Raw genomic sequence first — 18,730 nt, 5'->3', positions numbered from 1 at the left:
GCGTCCAACTCGTGGGCCACGTCGCTGTCCATGGCCACCGGGGTACCTGGCAGGCTCATCGACACGCCGTCGGCCTCCCTGCGGCGCAGCAATGCCCGTAGGTCTGCGGCCGTGCTGGCGGTCGTGTCACTCTCCATGTCGGTCGAGGTGACCCAGCTGCGCAGCGCGCGTTCCTGTTCGCCAGCAAGCTTTGCGAGTTCCGATGCGGCACCGCCGATTTCGTGCCCGCGTTTGGCGACCAGCGCAAGCACCTGAATGACACCGTCGTGCACTTGCCGGGACAACCGCTCCCGTTCTTCCACCGCGGCCGACAACCGCGCCGCTCGCTGCAATTCGTCGTGGGCGCGCCGCGCGGTCCGGGCCGCCAACCCCACCGCCAAGCCGACCGCCAATTCGACGATGATGGTGGCGTTGCGTCCGAGGTTGACGTTGATATACCCCTTGACGGCTTCGCTGGTAGCCGTCACCGCGAGACCCGTGAGCATGCCGCCGGTCGGGCCGAACAGCAGGGCCGCCGAGATGGTGGCATTGCTGGCCCACAAGGTGGTCGGCCAGGTCTGATTGTTGTGCGCCCACTGCCCGGACGCGACGAACTCGGTGGACAGCATCAGTAGCACCACAACGACGAGTTCGGCGAGCACCCAGGCTGGCCGACGGCCGAAACCGCGCAGGTAGGCCACCGCACAGACCACACTCCAGGCGATGAGCACAGCGAACAAGAACCAGCTCAGCGCGGGGTGGTGCAGGTCCGAATTGATAGCGATCTGGAACCCCAGCGCGTAGAGGCAGCTCAGCAGCCGGAAGAGCTGCGCCGCCCGCCACAGCGGCGCCGTCGGGTCGGGGGTCGGGTGTTGACCGTGGGTCGCCATTACCGGCTCAGCATAGCTAGCCTCGGAGGCGTGACTGATCTGGTGGAACGGGTGCGAGAAGTGCTGCCTTCGGTGCGGCGCGATCTCGAGGATCTGGTTCGGATCGAATCGGTGTGGGCCGACCCGGCCCGCCGCGACGAGGTGCACCGCAGTGCGCAGGCTGTGGTGGAGCTGTTGTCGCACGCTGGTTTTGGCGATATTCAGATCGTGAGCGAGGGGGGAGCGCCGGCCGTCATCGCGCGGCATCCGGCACCACCGGGAGCGCCCACCGTGCTGCTGTATGCCCACCATGACGTACAACCCGAGGGCGACCGCGAGCACTGGATATCGCCGCCCTTCGAACCGACCGAACGCGGCGGCCGGCTGTATGGGCGGGGAACTGCCGACGACAAGGCAGGTATTGCAACGCATTTGGCCGCATTTCGAGCGCACGGAGGACAGCCGCCGGTAGGCGTGACGGTCTTCGTCGAGGGCGAGGAGGAGTCGGGTTCGCCGTCGCTGGGCCGGCTGTTGGAAGCTCACCGCGACGCACTGAACGCCGACGTGATCGTGATTGCCGACTCGGACAACTGGAGTACGGAGACTCCGGCGCTGACGGTGTCGTTGCGGGGGATGGCCGACTGCGTGGTGGAGGTGGCCACACTCGACCATGGGCTGCACTCCGGCCTGTGGGGTGGCGTGGTGCCCGACGCGTTGACTGTGCTGGTGCGATTGTTGGCCAGCCTGCACGACGACGACGGCAACGTGGCCGTGGAAGGTTTGCACGAAAGCTCCGCGGCTGCAGTGGATTATCCGCCGGAGCGGGTCCGCGCGGATTCGGGACTGCTGGACGGAGTGAGCGAAATCGGTTGCGGTTCAGTACCCCAGCGGCTGTGGGCCAAGCCGGCGATCACGGTTATTGGTATCGACACCACATCCGTTGCGGCAGCATCGAATACGCTGATCCCGCGCGCCCGCGCAAAAATCAGTATCCGGGTCGCGCCGGGCGGCGACGCGGTGGCGCATCTGGACGCGGTAGAGGCCCACCTCAGGCAACACACACCCTGGGGTGCCCAAGTGGAGGTCATTCGCGGCGAGATCGGCCAGCCCTACGCCATCGACGCCAGCGGCCCCATCTATGACGCGGCGCGGGCGGCTTTCCGGCAAGCGTGGGGAGTCGATGCCATCGACATGGGCATGGGTGGTTCGATCCCGTTCATCGCCGAATTCGCCGCGGCTTTCCCGCAGGCCAAAATTCTGGTCACCGGGGTAGAGGATCCCGGCACTCAGGCACACAGCATTAACGAGAGCCTGGACCTGGGCGTGCTGGAACGCGCCGCGGTGGCTGAAGCGCTATTGCTGGCGAATCTTGCCCGTAGCTCGTCGAATCGTTTCGGTGAGTGAAAGATCCTGTGCTGCTGGCCTTCTGGCCGGTACGTGTCAGACCCCTGCCCTAGAATTCGGGAATGAGTTGCAGCAGCCGTGAGGAGATCATCGAGGTGGTCGACGGGCTGCGTAGCTATGCGAAACGCTGGTGTGAGTTGAGTTTTGACGCGTTGACCGCGCCAGAGTGGATGGCCCTGCTGGAAACCGGTGAACTGATCGCGCGCCAGGCACGGGTAGCCGAGCCGGAGTTGATCAACCACCTCAAAGCCCGGTGTAGCGACACCGAACTTGGTGGGCGGTTACACACCGTGATCGCCGACCGCCTCCACATCACTCCCGCTGAGTCCACCCGCCGCATCCACGATGCTGCCGAACTCGGGCCGCGCTGGGCGTTGACCGGAGAACCCCTGCCCCCGGTGTTGGCAGCCACCGCCGCCGCCCGCCGCAAGGCCGGCATCGGGGAGGAACACATCAAAGTGATCCGCACCTTTTTCAAGAAGCTACCCGCCAGCGTGGCACCGGATATCCGTGAAGAGGCCGAGAAGCAGCTGGCCACACTGGCCGTAGAGCTGCGCCCCGATGAACTGCGCGAGGATGCGCGCGCGCTCTACGACATGATCGACCAGGACGGCGACGCTCCGGACGACGACCAGCAGGCCCGCGCACGCAAACGCGGCATCACGCTTGGCCGGCAACAGACCGATCTCATGTCACCGGTCAGCGGGTACGTCGACCCCGAATTGCGGGCGGTGCTCGAAGCCATCGAAGCCAAGCTGGGCGCTCCCGGCCAGTGCAACCGCGACGACGAGAACCCCGCCATCGACCAACAACCCTGCGAAGAGGCCGCACGTCACGATCGGCGGTCCAAGGCCCAGCGTTTCCACGACGCGCTGCTGACCGCCGGCCGGGCGCTATTGATGTCCGGGCAGTTGGGTCAGCACAACGGGCTACCGACTTCGATTGTCGTGACGACCACCCTCAAAGAGTTGCAAGCAGCTGCGGGATGCGCGCTGACCGGTGGCGGCACCCGTTTGCCCATCAGCGATGTGATCCGGCTGGCCCGCCATGCCAACCACTACCTCGCCATTTTCGATCAGGGCACACCGTTGGCCCTGTATCACACCAAACGTCTGGCCAGCCCCGCACAGCGACTTGTGTTGTACGCCAGGGCCCGCGGATGCAGCTTTCCCGGCTGCTCGGTCAAAGGGTACTACTGCGAGGTGCACCACGTGCTGCCCTACGCGCAATCCAGTGACACCGACATCAGTCAACTCACCTTTGCCTGCGGTGGCCACCACCCGCTAGCGGAAAAGGGCTGGACCACAAGAACAACCGCCACAGGCGACATCGAATGGGTCCCACCAGCCCACCTCGACCGCGGCCAACGCCGCATCAACCGATACCACCACCCCAACAAGATCCTCTGCGAACAAGATGACGCCAAACCCGATTGAGGGAAGCCCTAGGGGATGAGCAGCAGCGCGGAAGTAATGAGCATGACAACGGCCGTGATGCCATGGACTCCCAGCGCGATCGACTTAGTGCCGCCGTTGCCAAGCACGATGAGCGCGTCGGCGAGCGGGACGATCGTGGCGGCCAGTATCACCCAACCGAGTAGGTGCGTGGCACCCGCGGCCAAGAGAATGAACAGGAAAAGCCCGGATGCAATGTCACGAATGCCTTTGGCGCTCGGATAGGCGGCGGCGAAAGGTTGGCTGAGATCTGGTTGCACACCGTATCCGGCGGCCGCGATCCGCGGCGCGACGATGAACCGTGCACCTATGACGATGATGCCCGCGCCAATGAGTCCGGTGAGCGCGTAGGCGATTGTCGTGGCGGTCATGCGTAGACTCCTGGGTCCGCTAGTGGATCGGCGAGAACGACTTGGGCGCCTTTAAGTCATCAGGACCAGGCACAAGGCAAGCAGTGCCAAACCTTGAAGCACGGCGCGGGCGCCGATGACTTGGTCCCACTTTGCCTGCAGCACACGGCCGTTCGCCAATGGCTGTCCGGCGACGGCAGCGACGGTCAGTCGCCGATTGATCGGTGCGCTCACCCGCGTATACAACACCAACCAGATCGACAGCAGGAGCACCGCGGCGCCCGCCGCGATCGCCGGAGTCCAACGCGCGGTGACCGCAGCCAGGACCGCGCTCAGGCCGGCAGCCAGAAGCCCGAGTACCCCAGGCGCGGGCATGCGCCGGCCGCCGTAGCGATGAACGCTTCCGGTCACCGCAACCAACGCGCCGTCGTCGATCAGCGCCAGGGCGGGTCGCAGCACGATCGCGCAAAACACGTCGGTGCCGTAGACCACGGCATTGCTCAGCACCGCGATCAGTGCGGCGAGACGGACAGGGTCGAGGACCATATTGGCCTCCCTTCAACAGCAATTGCTAGCAATGCTAACCCTCGCCACCGGCGGAGTCAATAGCAGCGCTAGTGTTTAGAGCAGTGCTACTATCGCAACCATGCCCATTCAGGATCGGCGCGAACGGGAGCGAGACGCGCGTCGACGGCTGATCGTCGGCACCGCCCGTCGGATAGCCGAGGCCGAGGGATGGGATGCCGTCACGACACGTCGGTTGTCCACCGAGATCGAGTACAGCCAACCGGTGCTGTACAAGCACTTCGCCGGCATGGAACAAATCGCTGAGGCGGTTGCAATTGAGGGTTTCGCCGAGCTCGCCGAGGTGTGTGCTGCCGCTGGGTCCGGCGCCACCACCACCGGCGATGTCCTGAGCCGAATTGCCAACGCCTACTTGAATTTTGCTCGCGACAACCCTGCGGTTTACGACGCGATGTTCACTCGCGCAACCACGCTGCGCTTCGCGGCCGAGAGCACACCGCCCGAGCTGGTGAAAGCGTTCGCCGAGTTGCGGCAAGCGGTAGGTTCAGTCACGGACGAACAGCAGGCCGACACTCTCACCGAAGTGTTCTGGGCCGCGCTGCACGGTCTGGTTGTCCTCACCCGTACCGGACGACTGCGCCCTGACTACCACTCCGAACGTGTCCAACTGCTGGTCGACCAGTTCACCGGCGGAGGCGAACCTAAGCAGAGTGCTTGATGATCTTCTGGATACTGGAAGCGGTGCTGGCAGCCTTGACGTTGTAGTTCGCGGCCGCGATCTTGCCTTTCTCATCGACCACGAAAGTCGACCGGATCACCCCGGTAACCGTCTTGCCGTACATCTGCTTCTGGCCGTAAGCGCCGTAAGCCGTCAGGACTTTGCGCTCGGGATCGGACAGCAGTGGGAACGTCAACCCTTCGGCGTCGCGGAATTTCGCCAACTTCTCCGGCTTGTCTGGAGAGATGCCGACGACGTCGATCCCGGCGTCGTTGAGTTCGGCCAGGCTGTCGCGGAAGGCGCAAGCCTGCTTGGTGCAGCCGGGTGTGGACGCAGCGGGGTAGAAGTAGACGACGACGCGACGTCCCTGGTAGCTCGAAAGCGACACGTCGTTGCCATCGGCGTCAGGCAGGCTGAATGCGGGGGCCTTGTCTCCGGGGGCCAACCGGCTGGTCTCGCTCAAGTGGAGAGTCCTTTCTGTTCACCGGAGCGTAGGGACCCGCACCGGCTGATCTAGGGTAGTTCGTCAGTGCACCAGCCTGACTTGGAGGACAGACACGTGGCGGACCGCGATCCCGACACCATCAAGCAGGAGATCGACCAAGCCCGCGACCAGTTGGCGGCCACCGTCGACTCGCTTGCTGAGCGGGCCAATCCGCGCCGCCTGGCCGACGACGTCAAGGCCAAGGTGATCGAGTTTCTGAACAAGCCGATCGTCACGGTGTCGTTGACCGGGGTGGGGGTAGCCGCCGTCGTCGTGGTGATCTACCGGATCAGGAAGCGCTGACGCGTTCGCCCGCGAACGTGAAGCCAGCTTCAATTTCTGCCGCGAACGTGAAGCCAGCTTCACGCTCGGCGTCGAACGTGAAGCCAGCTTCACGCTCGGAGACTGACTGTTGTCATGCGGGCTGGTCTCTGCGTCGGGGTGTGGCGCTGGCGATGTGCACCGGGAGATCGTCTCGCCAGGGTTGGGTGGTGACCATGTCCTCGACATCGATATAGCCACGCTCGAACTCACCCGTCGCCGCGTCGACCAACCGGTATTCCTGTCGCTGAACATGGATGGGCTGCGCGTCGAGGATGACCACCCGCACCTCACCGGGCTCGAATCCACACCGCTCCTGCAAGGCCTCGATCAGGCATTCGTTGTGCATGTGGCCGTCGCCGAAGTTCCACCCGACCGCCATCGCGCACACCATCTCACCCTCGCACAGGTTGTACTCGTCCTCGTCGTAGCCGGCCATCACTCGGTGCGCCAGAGTGAACAGCGCGCGTCCGTGCGTGTTCATCCCCCGGAACGCATAGGCCAGATGAAGCGGGACCAGAGTGGCCTCTTTGCTCTTGTACAGCCGCTCGAGCTGCAAGTGCTGCATCGGCCCCAGCGCGCGGGCACCGAGACGGATCTTCTCGTCGGCCGACGGTTTCACACACCACAGTGTGGTGTCCCAGTTGCCGGCGTAGTACCGCATGCCGGGCAGGAAGGAAACCTTGCGCGGGAACAGGTTTCCGAAGATGACGGTTCCGGCGATGACCGCGAACAGCACGCCGACCGCCACGGCGTCAGTGACGCTGCCCAGCCCTAACGGAGCGTGCGCGACGAACAACCACAGCACGCTGAAGATCATGAACACGTTCCACTCCAGGGGCACTCCCATCGGGAAGGCCAGCAGTATGTTCAGGTGGAACACGATCATCACAAACGCGGCAATGGTCGTCGGCCAGCCGCCGTGCGAGAAGAGCAGCGCCAGTGGCACCAGCCCTTCGATGGCAGTGGAGAAGTGGGCGATGAATCCCGACCAAGCTCCGGGCCGCAAATCGTCCGGGTATCGCTTGAACAGCGACGTCTTGAGAAATCCCGACGGGATGAAGGGATTGTTCGCCAGCATGGTGGAGATCACGAACGGAAAATGGCGGGTCAGCTTCGATGTCGCGGCACCCATCCAGATCACGACGCACACCAGCTTGGCCGCCACCACAATGTCGGCCCCGGCGAACAGGAAAGCGATCGCCAACGGCGCATACACCTCGCCGCGCGCAGCCAGGAAAATCACTTTGTCGCGCAGGCTCAGTACTGCCAACGTCAGCAGAATCGCGAGGGTCTGCCAGCGCGGCAAAACCCCGATCGCGGTGTTCAGTGCCGGAATCGGTCCCGTCCCGTCGGACACCAAAGCCAAAGCGAGTAACACCAGTAATGCGCCGTACAGGAACGCGTCGAACGAAGAGCGGTTGTGGCCCTTGGTCAGCGGGACTCGGCGCGGCCAGGGCGGCAGCCGGATGGTTCCGGGACGCAGCCAGTACAGAATCGACCCGATCGGCGGGAAATAACGGCCGGCCAGCGGCCCGAAGCAGCACCCGAGGCCGACGACCTCGAACAGCATGGTGAAGAGCACGGCCTTCTGGAACACGATCGGCTCGGTCCACCACCTGGCGACGTCGGTAAAGCCTTCGATGCCCGCGGTGGACCACGCGCACACCCAGACGCCCAGGATGTAGAGCACGATCTTCACGCCATAAATCACGTGCATCACTAGCGGTGTGCCGAATCCGTTCTCGGCGATGTGACGCATCATCGGCACCACCCGTTCAGCGCGCGGACGCTTGCTCCACTCGGGAACGTCGACGACAGGCAGATTCGGCTGGATGAACCCCATCACAGCTCCTTCGAACGGGCGTGGTGTGCCTTGAAATTACCTGGGGCCTCTGTCAAGACGATAGGTTTTGCCATCGCGCGGCCAGGCGTGCGGTCGTGTCGAGGCCGCCCAGTCGGTAATCCGCCCGCGTGAGCAGCGGCGCAAGGACCAGACCAGCGCCTATTCGCCGAATGGCGCCGGAGCAATCATCGCCCTCGTAACGTGGGGGTGTGACTATGCCGTCAGCAGTCAGCGCGGTTCGGCGCGACCTCGGAAGCAGGCTGTTCGCCATGGTGGCCGGACCTGACGGACCGGCGAATCGAGACCGCATCCACCGCACCCCGGGCGATAGGTGGTTCGACGAAGACCGTCCGATCCGCCGGGTACACGCCGATGCGTCGATGTTCGTGGGTGGGCTGCGGGCACTGCTGTTGCAGTCCCTGCATCCGCTGGCCATGGCCGGGGTCGCTGAGCACTCGGACTACAAGGGTGACCCGTGGGGACGCCTCCAGCGCACCAGCACATTTTTGGCGACCACCACCTTCGGCTGTGCCGAGGATGCCCAACGGGCAGTCGACCAGGTTCGGCGTATCCACACCTACGTGAAGGGGGTCGCTGCGGACGGGCGGCCGTATCACGCGTCGGATCCGCACCTACTGGAATGGGTTCACATCGCCGAGGTGGACAGTTTCTTGCTCGCCCATCAGAGGTACGGTGCCGACCCGCTGGACCAGGCGGGCCGGGACGGCTATGTGGCCGACATGGCAGTGGTCGCAACGGCACTCGGCGTGCCGGATCCACCGCGGACCGAACGGGAACTTCGGGACCGGATCAAGGCCTATAGGCCCGAACTGCAAGGCACGGCGGCCGCGCGTGATGCGGCAAAATTTCTGCTGTTGACACCGCCACTGGCGCTGCCGGCCAAACCCGTCTACGGCGTACTGGCCGCGACTGCGGTGGCGATGCTGCCAGCGTGGGCGCGTCGACCGTTGTGGCTGCCGTATGCGCCGGTGGTGGAGGCGACGGTCACGCGGATGGCAGGGCGGGTGCTCGTCCAGGGGATTAGGTGGGTGATGACTCCGGGCGGGGAGCGGGTAAAGCAGCCTCCGCCAGCGTGAGTACTGCAAGACCGGCGTCGGATCCGTCGGGTTCGCGCTCACGAACGGGATTACGAGAGAGATGAAGTGCGCCGTCAGGGTTTCGAACCCCGGACCCGCTGATTAAGAGTCAGCTGCTCTACCAACTGAGCTAACGGCGCATCTCGGCCAGAACCGGCTACCGACAATAACAGGCATTGCGTCGCGGAGGGAAATCCCTCAAAGTGAGCTACACCAACTCGGCGGACGCGGCCGAGGCCATTTGATCCGGCTTGCCGCGCCGAGCCGCGGTGAGACACTACAATGCAGGTAACAATCCAGGTCAGCGGTGACCGAACTAAGAGAACAGAATTTGGAAGGTCACTTGATGGCGCCTTTGCGCAGACGTCGATCATGGCTGGCTTTGGTCATGCTCCTAGCTGCTGTGTGCGGTGTTGCCTGCAGCAGCGGAGGGAGCACGCCCGTTGCTGCCAAAGTGATTGAGAACAAGGGCACGCCTTTCGCCGACCTGCTGGTCCCGAAGCTGACCGCATCTGTCGCAGACGGTGCAGTCGGTGTCACCGTGGATGCTCCCGTGACAGTGACTGTCGCCGACGGCGTGCTGGCATCTGTTGCAATTGTCAACGACAACGGCAGGCAGATTGCGGGTCAACTCAGCCCCGATGGCTTGCACTGGCAGACCACCGAACAACTCGGCTACAACCGGCGCTACACCCTGACCGCCAAGGCGACGGGGTTGGGTGGTGCGGCTACTCGCCAGATGACCTTCCAGACCAGTTCGCCCGCGCACTTGACGATGCCGTATGTAGTACCGAGCGATGGTGAGGTGGTGGGCATCGGGCAACCGGTCGCTATCCGCTTCGACGAGAACATCGCCGACCGCGTCGCCGCCGAGAAGGCCATCAAGATCACCACCAACCCTCCGGTGGAGGGCGCGTTCTACTGGCTCAACCGGCGCGAAGTCCGTTGGCGCCCAGAGCATTACTGGAAGCCAGGGACCAACATCGACGTGGCGGTCAATACTTACGGCGTTGATCTGGGCGAAGGGATGTTCGGCGAGGACAACGTCAACACACACTTCACCGTCGGTGACGAGTTCGTCGCGACCGTCGACGACAACACCAAGATCATCACCGTCCGAATCAACGGCGAGATCGTCAAAACCATGCCGACGTCGATGGGCAAGGACAGCACGCCGACCAACAACGGGATTTACACCGTGGGCGCGCGGTTCAAGCACATCATCATGGACTCTTCCACCTATGGCGTGCCGGTCAATTCGCCGAACGGGTATCGCACCGACGTGGATTGGGCCACGCAAATCTCCTACAGCGGCATCTTCGTGCACTCTGCCCCATGGTCGGTAGGCGCCCAAGGTCACTCCAACACGAGCCATGGCTGTCTGAACGTGAGCCCGAGCAACGCCGTGTGGTTCTACGACCACACAAAACGCGGTGACATCGTTGAAATCGTCAACACGGTGGGCAGCATCCTGCCGGGCACCGACGGTCTCGGCGACTGGAACATCCCCTGGGAGCAGTGGCGCGCAGGCAACGCCAACGCGTCCTAAACTCGCAGCACCGAACTCAACGCGGACAGCGGGATGTGCGCTTCTACCGTGCCGCCGTCCATGAACCACTGGGGAAGGCCCGGCGAGAAATTCACCGGCTCGTCGTGGCCGACGGGATAGTCGGGCATATAAAGGATCAGCTCATCGGGGGCTATCGCCCATGCCCGGTAGGCGCCGGAATAGACCTTGTCCGGAGTCCAGCGGTCCACCACGAAGGGATAGGTGCCCGGGTCGTGCGGCGGGGCGGCCTGGTTGAGCGCACCTTCGATGAACGGCTGCGCCTGCGGTGGGATGACGGTCAGGGGATTGCCGTTGGTCAGGTCTCCCAGTTGGACCCGTCGGCCGCCGGCCATATCGAATGTGAACGTGCGGTAGGCGTTGTTCGGTTTGGGTCCGTCGGCGTGGTAGTCCTCGTGGAAGACCGCACTCAGCAGGTTGCCGTGCTGGAAGACCTGGTAGTTCTCCTCGCCGTAGCTGTCGGCGGCCATGTGCGCGTTGGCGTTTCGCCAATTGCCCACCAGGGTGCGCAGATAGTCGCGGATGACCGGGCCCGTGGTGGGGTTGTCTATCAGATCCGCGGGCACGGCGACTTTGATGTCGCGCACGGCGTTGCGTTCAGAGGTCACCGCGGTGTGGCAGTACTGGCCGTCCCAACCACCGCCGAGTTCGCCGCAGAATGATTCGGCAGAGGCGTGTGCCGTCGCTGCACCTGCCGTCGCGCTGATCACTGTTGCGGCAACCAGCAATGCGGTGGGGAATAGTCGTGTGATCATCGCTGGCTCGCTCAAAGTAGTTGGACTTTACTGGCGCGCCAGCGGCCGTCGACTTTCTCCATGGTCATCTTGATTCTGCTGCGATCAATGCGCGGATCTGGCACCGCCATGTTGGCCACGGTCTGGTCGATGAAGACCAGCACCACAACCTTATTCGTGGTTTCCGAGGCGACAGCGGAGTCGACCACCACGCCGTGCGCGGTGGCTTTGTTGTCGATCAGCAGCTGTCGGAGCTGCACGCTGGATTGGGTGTACATGTCTTTGAACTCCCCGGTGGCGCCGTCGAGCACCTGCCGGAAGTTTTCGTCGACGTTGTTCGAGTCGATACTTGTCAGCACCTGCGCGTACTTGACGGCGGCTTGTTGAGCCTGCTGACCGGCCACTTGAACCTGATGCTGTTGCCATAATTTCCAGCCGAAGAATCCCGAAACAGCAAGCGAGGCAGCCAGTAACAGGGGAAGTATGCTACGGCGCAGGTATCGCCGCCAGGGTCGCTTGTGCCGCTTTGCCTGCTCGCGCTTGCCCAGCAGCGGCCCGTCTTCGGTGTCTTCGGTGTCTTCGGTGTCTTGGGTGTCTTCTGCGTCTTCTGCGTCTTGGGTGTCTTCGAGGTCTGGGGTGTCTTCGGCGGCTTCGGTCGCTTCGATGTCCTGATCATCGGCAGCCGTGGTGTCTTCGACTGCGACATCGGGGGTTTCGGTGTCGAGGTCCTGCTCGGTGGTTGCGACCACAATCATCTCCTTGAGCGAGTGTCGGACTTAGTGTGGTGGTTCGATGGGTAGCGGCGGGCCGCCATAGGGCGTGGGAATAGTGAAGCGGCCCTTGGGCGTTGGATCCGTCCGCCGTCCCAGGTCGGCTCCGGGCGGCGGGCCTGCGGTGTCGTCCCCGGCAGGCCGTGGCGCGTTCTTGGCGGCCCGGATTCCCACCCCTGGGTCGTCGTCGCGGCAGTAGGTGTAGATGAACGGTTCGTAATAGTCTGCGGCGGAGGGTGAATGCGTCGGTGTTCCGTAGTCGCAGGCGTAACGGGGATAGAGTTCGGCTGTCGCGAAGACGCCGTGATCGTGAAAGGCGCTGGCAACCGCGTCCAGCGCCGAACCCCGATAGTCCGGAAAGAGTGCATTGAGCGCCGGCACTCTGAGGTAAAGGAGCTGGGAGGCGGTAGCCAAGCTGCCCAACAGCTGCACCATGGTCTCGGAATTGTCGGTGAACAGATTGTCGATTGCCGAAAGCGCTTGTGGTGTCTGCGCTGTCAATCGGCGATAACCGGCCTGCATCCTGGCCACCCCGAGCAAGGTGCGATTGAGATCGGCGGTGGTAGCGGCCAGTCCGGCGTTCTTGTCGGCCGCCAGCGTCAGCACGACGCGACTGGTTCGCAGAATGCTGGTGGTTTCGGGCAGCACCGAATCGAGCGTGGAAAGCAACATGGTGCCACCGTCGACGATGGCGGCCAATTTGTTGGGCCCCTCCTTGGTTAGGCTGAGTTCCTGCTTGATCAACTCGACCTTGCGGGGATCAACCTGTGCCAGCATCCCGTCGGCGTCGCCCAGTAGTTGCGCCAGACTGACCGGGACACCCGTGCGATCAAGCCCGATGACGCTGCCGTCGTGTAAGTAAGGCCCGGCGTCGGATTCGGCCTCGAAATTGATGTACTGCTCACCGGCAGGCGACAGCGCCGAGACGTGAGCCACACTGTTCGTCGGGATCCGGACCTTGGACGTAATGCTGGCAACGGCGTTCACGCCGCGGTCGGTGATTTGCAGCGACTCGACGCGTCCGATCCGCACGCCGCGCAGCGCGACATCCTGGTTGGGCAGCAGCCCACCGGACTCGGCCAATTGCAGGGTCACCCGGTAGGACGATTCGAATGGTCTCACCCGCAGCGCGCCGACGAGCAGGTAGGCGGTGGCGATCACCAGGGTAAGTACCAGCCCGCCCACTGACAGCCAGACCTGACGTCGGTGCGCGGCTCGCACTGTGCGGACGACTTGTGTCGCAACCGAATCGATCACGGCGGAGGCCCCGGTGTCAGCGGGCCGGGCATTTCCGCTGGGGGTGTCCCGCCGGGCACCGGCCCGGGGGCGACGAGGATTCCGCCTGGGACGTTCGGATCAGGGATCACCGGAACCTGGGGCGAATCGGGTCCGCGCCCGACAATGCGCTCCTGCAGGCGCCACAGCGTGTACTTCAGCGACCCGATCAGTTGGTTCCAGGTGAACCTGGTCGGTCCGTGCAGGCCTCGGTCACCGGGAAAGCCGATGTCCGGAATCGATCCCAGAACCAGCTGGTCAACGCCCACGTGCACGGAGATCGCGTTGCCTGCAGTCGATTTGATCAACGGGGGCATCATCCGGTTGAGCGGTACCCAGCTGGTGTCGGGACTTACCGCAACATCGTTGGCGGCGCCGGCCACGGTGTTCAAGTCGCGAATAACGCTCCTGCCGCTGGTGTCGGTTCCACTCAAGGATGGGAACCTCGACAGCACCCGGCTGGTGTCACCAACCTGCATTACCAGGTTGGACAACTGATTGGTGTTGTCGGATAGCGCGGTCATCGCGGGGTTGGCGGCCGCCATCAGATCACTCAGTTGCTGGTTTTTTGCGTCGAGTTCCGAGCTGAGTCGCGACAATTCGGTCAACGCGTCGGAGATCTGCCCGGAACGCGCGTCCATCGTGCCGAGCAGGTGGTTGGATTTGCGGATCAGGTCCCCGAAGGCGTGCCCTTGGTCGCCGGTAGCCTTGCCGAAACCGTTGATGATATTGGTGAAGTTGCGCACCGCACCGCCGTTCACCAGGATGGCGGCCGAGCTCAGCACCGACTCGACCGTTGCGGCAGCCGCGGTCGATTCCAAACCGATGGTGTCGCCATTTCTCAGCAAGGGAGTATCCGGCGACGTCTCGGCCGGTGGCCGAACGGACACGAACACGTCGCCAAGCGGTGTGGCCGTGCGTAGTTCGGCCGAACTTCCGCGCGGGAGCAGGACACCAGCTCGGATGCGGAGGGTGGTGATCGCGGTGTAGTTGCGGGCGACCATGGACTCCACCTGGCCGACGTCAGCGCCCGCGAGTTTGACCTTGGCGTTCATCGGGAGGTTGAGCGCGTTGGTGAACACCGCCGTCAGAACATAGCCGCCCGATCCCAGTCCGGGTGCCGGAAGGGGAAGGCTGGCAAGGCCGTTGGTGGCACACCCGGCGCTGACGAGGGCCACCGCAGCGATGGCAGTCAGGGTGCTGAATCGGACGCGCATTATTTCTGGCCCATCGCTGCCAAGCCGTCGAGCACGTAGGTCAATCCGACGTCCGGGCCGAAGTCCTGCACGGTCCCCGTGCTGCAACCCAACTGCCGAAGCCCCATCAGGTTGCAGATCTCCTTGGTCAGCTGGCTATCGAAGATCATTCGGTCTGTCAGGAAGTGTGCCCGCACGGCGCCGTTCTCCCGGTCGACCATGTTGTAAGCGTTATCAGCCAATAGGGGAGCCACGTCCAGGGTTTCAGCAAGTTCGCGCCGATGGTCGACCAGTGTCCTGGCTACTGTGTTGCCGTTGAGCAAGGCTTGCCGAATGGTGTCGCGGTTCGCGTCCAGAAGGTCACCCGCGCGTTGGACCAGTTGGTCGAGTTTCCTGCCGGTGCTGCCGCTGCCAATGTCCTCGGCGGCGAGGATCTGACTGACCCGGTGGATGGTGGAGGCGAACTCGCGCAGCTTGCCGTCGTTGTTGGCGGCGGCCTCGAACAGCGAACTGATGTTCTTGATGATTGTGGTGATCTGGGCGCGGGTTTGAGCCCCGCCGTCGCTGCTCAGCCGAAGCGCTTTGGACAACTCGTCGAGTGCTTCTTTGATCTTTGTTCCGTTGCCGTTCACCACTTCCGCGCCGCCGTTGAGCACGTCGGCGACGGGTCCGCCCCCGTGCCCGTCGCCCTCGAGAGATTTGGTCACCCGGTCCAAAACGGCCAAGACCCGGCTGAACTCGACCGGCGTCTTGGTACGGGTCAAGCCGATGGTGTCGTGGTTTTCCAAGGTTGGTCCACCACGGTAGGGCGGCGTGAGCTCGATCTGCCGGTCGGTGAGGATCGACGTAGAGACGGTGACAGCCTGTACGTTCGCCGGGACCTTGACGTCTGGGTCGACGGTGAATTCGACTTCGACGTAACGCCCTTTTGGATTGATCTTGGTAATCCGCCCGACCGGCATGCCCAGGACAGCTACGACGTTGCCCTCGTATAGCCCTGAGGCACTGTCGAATTGAGCTGTCACGGTGATCGGGTCCCGCTTGCCGGTCACATACCACCGCCCGACGCCGACAACCGCGATGACCGCTGCCGCAACAGCAACGAGTGCGATGACCCGGCGTCTCATTTGCAGTCCTTGTAATACGGGATCATGCCGAACTGCTCAGCTCGTCCACTGATCGCGCACATCCATGAGTCGATCAGCAGAGAGCTGGGCAGGTTGAAGCTCACCGCGTTGGCATCACCGGTGAGGTTGGTGGCTTCGCGTACGAATACCGGAGTGACCTGCAGCAGGTTGCCCAACAGATCGTCATGCTTGGCCACCATGTCGGTGAACTCCCGCATGTCTTTCAACAGTGCCTCGACGCCGGTTCGGTCATCGACGACGACTTGGTTCATGGTGTCGACAAAGCTGGTCAGGGATCGCATCATGGCGTGGAACACGGCGCGCCGGGCGGCGAACTCACCCAGTAGCTGCTGCGCCTGATTGACCACATTGCCGATGCTGGCCTGTTGCCGCCGAAGCGTGTTGGTGACTTGCTGTGTGCTTCTGAGCAGTTCGCCGAGTTGAGTGCGGCGTTGCGCGATGATCGACGACAGCGAGTCGATGTTCGACATCGCCTGCGGCACCACGGGCGGCAGTTTCTCGAGTTGTTTGCCGAGCACGGCCAGCGACTCTGCGAATCTGTCCGAGTCGACCTGCTCGAAAGTGGTTGTGGCGTCCTGCAATGCGGCCTGCAGATCGTAGGGCACCTCGGTGTGGGCCAGGTCGAATGTGCCGTGGGCCAAGGACCCGGAGCCGTTGGGTTCCAGAGCGAGGTATCGCGAGCCCAGAATGGTGGTGACCTTGATGGAGGCCTTCGAATCCTTTCCCAGCTTTACGTTGTCGCGGATCTTCAAGCCGGCTTCGACGTGATCGCCATCCAACTTCATGCTCGTGACTTCACCAACAGGTATGCCGGCGACGGTAATTGGATTCCCGGGCCGCAGCGACGCGGCCTGCAGGAACTCGGCGGTGTAATGCCGGTATCCGGCGCCGATCGCATGCACCGACAGCATGACCCCGATCAGCACCGCGACCACGGCGCAGGCGGTGAACCCAAGCCACGCCTTGTTGTAACTCTCCAGCGGACGACGCTTGGATCGGCGCAACGTCGAGGATTCGGCCAGCCTCATCACCCACCACCTACATTCCTGCACCTCGGGGTGTGCATAGCCTTATTCCCGGGCGTTGCGGCGTTCACGATGATCGGCACGACGTCGTTGAGGCCGGGGAAGAATCCGAATATGTTCACGTCACACGCGTACGCGTTACCATATGCGCCTTGGTTACCCACGCGGACAAGGCCTTTGAGCAATAGTGGAACGTTGTCTCCGAAGAACGCCACCTGAGGTTCGACGTCGAGGAGGTGGCGGGTGACGCCCGGTCGGCGATCGATGAACTCGCGCAGTGCCGGATAGTCCTCGTGCGCTGCGGACGCGAGGTGGGTCATCATCCGCGACATGGTGCCTACCGAGGACACCAGGTCCGGACGTCGTTGGTTGAGGACGGCGACGACATCGCGGGTCTGAGTGAGGACACCGTCGAGATCCTCGTTTTGTGCGGCGAGATTGACCACCACCTTGTTCAGGTTGGTGATTACGTTGCCCAAAGCCTGATCTCGTCCGGCAAAAGTTTCGGTGAGCAGCGATGTCTGGCTGATCAGGGTGGCCAGCGACGAGGTGTCGCCCTGCAGCGATTCCAGGACGCCCTTGGTGAGGTTGTCGGCGTCACGCGGATTCAGCAGACTGAACAACGGTTCGTACCCGTTGAGCAGCGCAGTGACATCGAAGGACGGTTCGGTGCGTTCCAGCGGGATGGTGCTGCCGGCCGGGAGCTGAGCGGTGCCGCCCTCATGTCCCAGTGACAAACCGAGATAACGCTGCCCGACGATGTTCTGATAGGTCACCGACGCGACCGTGTTGCCAAAGACGCGCTGCTCCTGTTGGAGTACGAAGGATACTTTCGCGAGGTGGCCGTCCAGTTCCACCTTTTCGACCCGGCCTACCCGCACCCCGGCCACCCGGACGTCATCGCCCTCCCGCAGCCCGTAGACGTCGGTGAAGATCGCCGTATATGGGGCCGTCCTCCCGGCCACGTCGCGCCGCAAGCTGACATAGACCAGCCACGTCAACGACAGGGCCACAATCATGAACAGGGACAGACCGATCAGAGGTCCTCGAAACTTCATCGGGAGCCTCCGGAGGAGGGGACCAGCGAAACCGTCGTCCCCCGGGCAACCGGTCCCAGCAGTATTTCGGTGGCTGCCGTCGCGGGCCGACCGCTGATGACACTCAGCAGGTTCCGTTCATACTGACTGCCAACGGGTCCCACGTTGCCTCCGAATGACGATGGCGTGGGGACCGATCCCGCTGCGGGCGGACCCAGCAACGGGGGTGGCGGTACTGGGCCGTGCGCCGGCGGAGAGGGGTCCGGATCGTCCGGGTTGGCGCCTGTGCGTATCGGGGGAGAGGGCGAAATAAACGGTGGCAGCGGAGGATTGGCGTCGGTCAGGCCAGGGTAGGGGTTGATGGCGGGCGGGCCCACGACCACCAGATTGCCGTCCGGGCCGACGACAGTTCCCGGCGGAGGCGCTAAATCCTTGGGTGGCTGATAATTCTGGGGCAGCAGCACATCGGGCAGGGCGGGCTTGTTGGGGACCAGCGGTGCGTTGTAACAGCTGGGTCCCTTGAGTTCGCCGTAGCGCGGGCAGTCGGCGCGGCTGTAGGCGAAAGTTTGGGTGAATGAAATTCGGGCGCGCATGTGCCCGACGCCGAGTTCCGGCACCCACACTTCCTCCATGAACTTGCTGGCCAGATTGTCCAGCTTGGTGACAGCAGGGACGAAATTGTTCGACTTGATCGCAAGCACGCCCACGACGGGTGTGAGTTCGGTGCTGATCCTGATCAGCTGATCGATGTGGTTGTTGAATGATTGGTGTGTGGTGCCGACGGTGTAATCGGCGGCCGAGAGCAAGGACGTCAACTGTTCCCGAGTCTCGGCAAAGGTCTGCATCGGCTCGACGGCCTGGTGGAGGGCGTCGAGAAGTTCCGGAGCGGTGGCCTGCAATCCCCGCGCCGCGTCAAACAGCGCTGACACCG

19 protein-coding genes and 1 tRNA gene are annotated in these 18,730 nt (G+C 63.5%); 6 read left to right on the top strand and 14 right to left on the bottom strand.

The window, feature by feature from the left end; all coding sequences use genetic code 11:
* Positions 1-869, bottom strand: an 869-nt coding sequence (gene macS / locus A5636_RS07945; protein ID WP_065158144.1) for a MacS family sensor histidine kinase, incomplete at its 3' end; no start/stop codon positions are given.
* A gap of 30 nt (positions 870-899) precedes the next feature.
* On the opposite strand from macS, the gene A5636_RS07940 reads away from it, so the two are divergent.
* Both A5636_RS07940 and A5636_RS07935 read left to right on the top strand, forming a co-directional pair.
* The gene (locus A5636_RS07940) at positions 900-2,252 is read left to right on the top strand and encodes a dipeptidase (RefSeq protein WP_065158143.1); all 1,353 of its coding nucleotides are present in this window, start codon (positions 900-902) and stop codon (positions 2,250-2,252) included.
* Between the two features lie 62 nt (positions 2,253-2,314).
* On the top strand, positions 2,315-3,688 hold the full coding sequence (locus A5636_RS07935) for an HNH endonuclease signature motif containing protein (RefSeq protein WP_065158142.1): 1,374 nt from the start codon (positions 2,315-2,317) through the stop codon (positions 3,686-3,688).
* Between the two features lie 8 nt (positions 3,689-3,696).
* Here the strand turns inward: A5636_RS07935 and A5636_RS07930 are convergent, their stop codons facing one another.
* Complete coding sequence (locus tag A5636_RS07930; protein ID WP_065158141.1) at positions 3,697-4,077, bottom strand: DUF4267 domain-containing protein; 381 nt, start codon at positions 4,075-4,077, stop codon at positions 3,697-3,699.
* A 51-nt stretch (positions 4,078-4,128) separates the two neighbouring features.
* The gene (locus A5636_RS07925) at positions 4,129-4,602 is read right to left on the bottom strand and encodes a DUF1772 domain-containing protein (RefSeq protein ID WP_065158140.1); all 474 of its coding nucleotides are present in this window, start codon (positions 4,600-4,602) and stop codon (positions 4,129-4,131) included.
* Between the two features lie 100 nt (positions 4,603-4,702).
* On the opposite strand from A5636_RS07925, the gene A5636_RS07920 reads away from it, so the two are divergent.
* Positions 4,703-5,299: a TetR/AcrR family transcriptional regulator gene (locus tag A5636_RS07920; RefSeq protein ID WP_065158139.1), complete on the top strand. Its 597-nt coding sequence runs from the start codon at positions 4,703-4,705 to the stop codon at positions 5,297-5,299.
* On the opposite strand, the gene bcp is transcribed toward A5636_RS07920, so the two are convergent.
* Positions 5,283-5,762 (bottom strand): thioredoxin-dependent thiol peroxidase, encoded by a 480-nt coding sequence (gene bcp, locus A5636_RS07915; RefSeq protein ID WP_065158138.1) that lies wholly within the window; start codon positions 5,760-5,762, stop codon positions 5,283-5,285. The two genes, A5636_RS07920 and bcp, sit on opposite strands and share 17 nt — an antisense overlap.
* 96 nt (positions 5,763-5,858) lie before the next feature.
* Here bcp and A5636_RS07910 point away from each other — a divergent pair, with 96 nt between their 5' ends.
* Positions 5,859-6,086, top strand: coding sequence for a DUF3618 domain-containing protein (locus tag A5636_RS07910; RefSeq protein ID WP_065158137.1), 228 nt, complete (start codon positions 5,859-5,861; stop codon positions 6,084-6,086).
* 112 nt (positions 6,087-6,198) lie between these two features.
* On the opposite strand, the gene A5636_RS07905 is transcribed toward A5636_RS07910, so the two are convergent.
* The gene (locus A5636_RS07905) at positions 6,199-7,950 is read right to left on the bottom strand and encodes a DUF3556 domain-containing protein (RefSeq protein WP_065158136.1); all 1,752 of its coding nucleotides are present in this window, start codon (positions 7,948-7,950) and stop codon (positions 6,199-6,201) included.
* 215 nt (positions 7,951-8,165) lie between these two features.
* Here A5636_RS07905 and A5636_RS07900 point away from each other — a divergent pair, with 215 nt between their 5' ends.
* A complete protein-coding gene (locus tag A5636_RS07900) occupies positions 8,166-9,047 on the top strand; it encodes an oxygenase MpaB family protein (RefSeq protein WP_065158135.1) in 882 nt (293 codons plus the stop codon).
* Between the two features lie 67 nt (positions 9,048-9,114).
* Here the strand turns inward: A5636_RS07900 and A5636_RS07895 are convergent.
* Positions 9,115-9,187, bottom strand: a tRNA-Lys gene (locus A5636_RS07895).
* A 206-nt stretch (positions 9,188-9,393) separates the two neighbouring features.
* On the opposite strand from A5636_RS07895, the gene A5636_RS07890 reads away from it, so the two are divergent.
* Positions 9,394-10,596, top strand: a complete 1,203-nt coding sequence (locus A5636_RS07890; protein ID WP_065158134.1) for a L,D-transpeptidase — start codon at positions 9,394-9,396, stop codon at positions 10,594-10,596.
* Here the strand turns inward: A5636_RS07890 and A5636_RS07885 are convergent.
* From A5636_RS07885 to A5636_RS07850, 8 genes are all read right to left on the bottom strand, one after another.
* Positions 10,593-11,369 (bottom strand): mannan-binding family protein, encoded by a 777-nt coding sequence (locus tag A5636_RS07885; protein ID WP_065158133.1) that lies wholly within the window; start codon positions 11,367-11,369, stop codon positions 10,593-10,595. The genes A5636_RS07890 and A5636_RS07885 overlap by 4 nt on opposite strands.
* An 11-nt stretch (positions 11,370-11,380) precedes the next feature.
* The gene (locus A5636_RS07880) at positions 11,381-12,103 is read right to left on the bottom strand and encodes a tetratricopeptide repeat protein (RefSeq protein WP_065158132.1); all 723 of its coding nucleotides are present in this window, start codon (positions 12,101-12,103) and stop codon (positions 11,381-11,383) included.
* Between the two features lie 21 nt (positions 12,104-12,124).
* Complete coding sequence (locus tag A5636_RS07875) at positions 12,125-13,375, bottom strand: MlaD family protein (RefSeq protein ID WP_065158131.1); 1,251 nt, start codon at positions 13,373-13,375, stop codon at positions 12,125-12,127.
* Positions 13,372-14,610 carry an MlaD family protein gene (locus A5636_RS07870; protein WP_065158130.1) on the bottom strand — a complete coding sequence of 413 codons (1,239 nt, stop codon included), beginning with the start codon at positions 14,608-14,610 and terminating at the stop codon, positions 13,372-13,374. Before A5636_RS07870 ends, A5636_RS07875 begins: the two co-directional genes overlap by 4 nt.
* Positions 14,610-15,716, bottom strand: a complete 1,107-nt coding sequence (locus tag A5636_RS07865; protein ID WP_065158129.1) for an MCE family protein — start codon at positions 15,714-15,716, stop codon at positions 14,610-14,612. The genes A5636_RS07870 and A5636_RS07865 overlap by 1 nt, the downstream gene beginning before the upstream one ends.
* Positions 15,713-16,765 (bottom strand): MlaD family protein, encoded by a 1,053-nt coding sequence (locus A5636_RS07860; protein ID WP_081287667.1) that lies wholly within the window; start codon positions 16,763-16,765, stop codon positions 15,713-15,715. Before A5636_RS07860 ends, A5636_RS07865 begins: the two co-directional genes overlap by 4 nt.
* Positions 16,765-17,820: an MCE family protein gene (locus tag A5636_RS07855; RefSeq protein ID WP_065158128.1), complete on the bottom strand. Its 1,056-nt coding sequence runs from the start codon at positions 17,818-17,820 to the stop codon at positions 16,765-16,767. The genes A5636_RS07860 and A5636_RS07855 overlap by 1 nt, the downstream gene beginning before the upstream one ends.
* A partial coding sequence (locus A5636_RS07850) for an MCE family protein (RefSeq protein ID WP_172827179.1) occupies positions 17,817-18,730 on the bottom strand: 914 nt, incomplete at its 5' end. The genes A5636_RS07850 and A5636_RS07855, both read right to left, overlap by 4 nt.

It is taken from the genome of Mycobacterium asiaticum (assembly GCF_001673315.1).
In the GTDB taxonomy this organism is placed as follows: domain Bacteria; phylum Actinomycetota; class Actinomycetes; order Mycobacteriales; family Mycobacteriaceae; genus Mycobacterium; species Mycobacterium asiaticum_B.
Note: the sequence above shows the minus strand (reverse complement) of the source record. Positions and strands in the feature narration are given on the sequence as shown.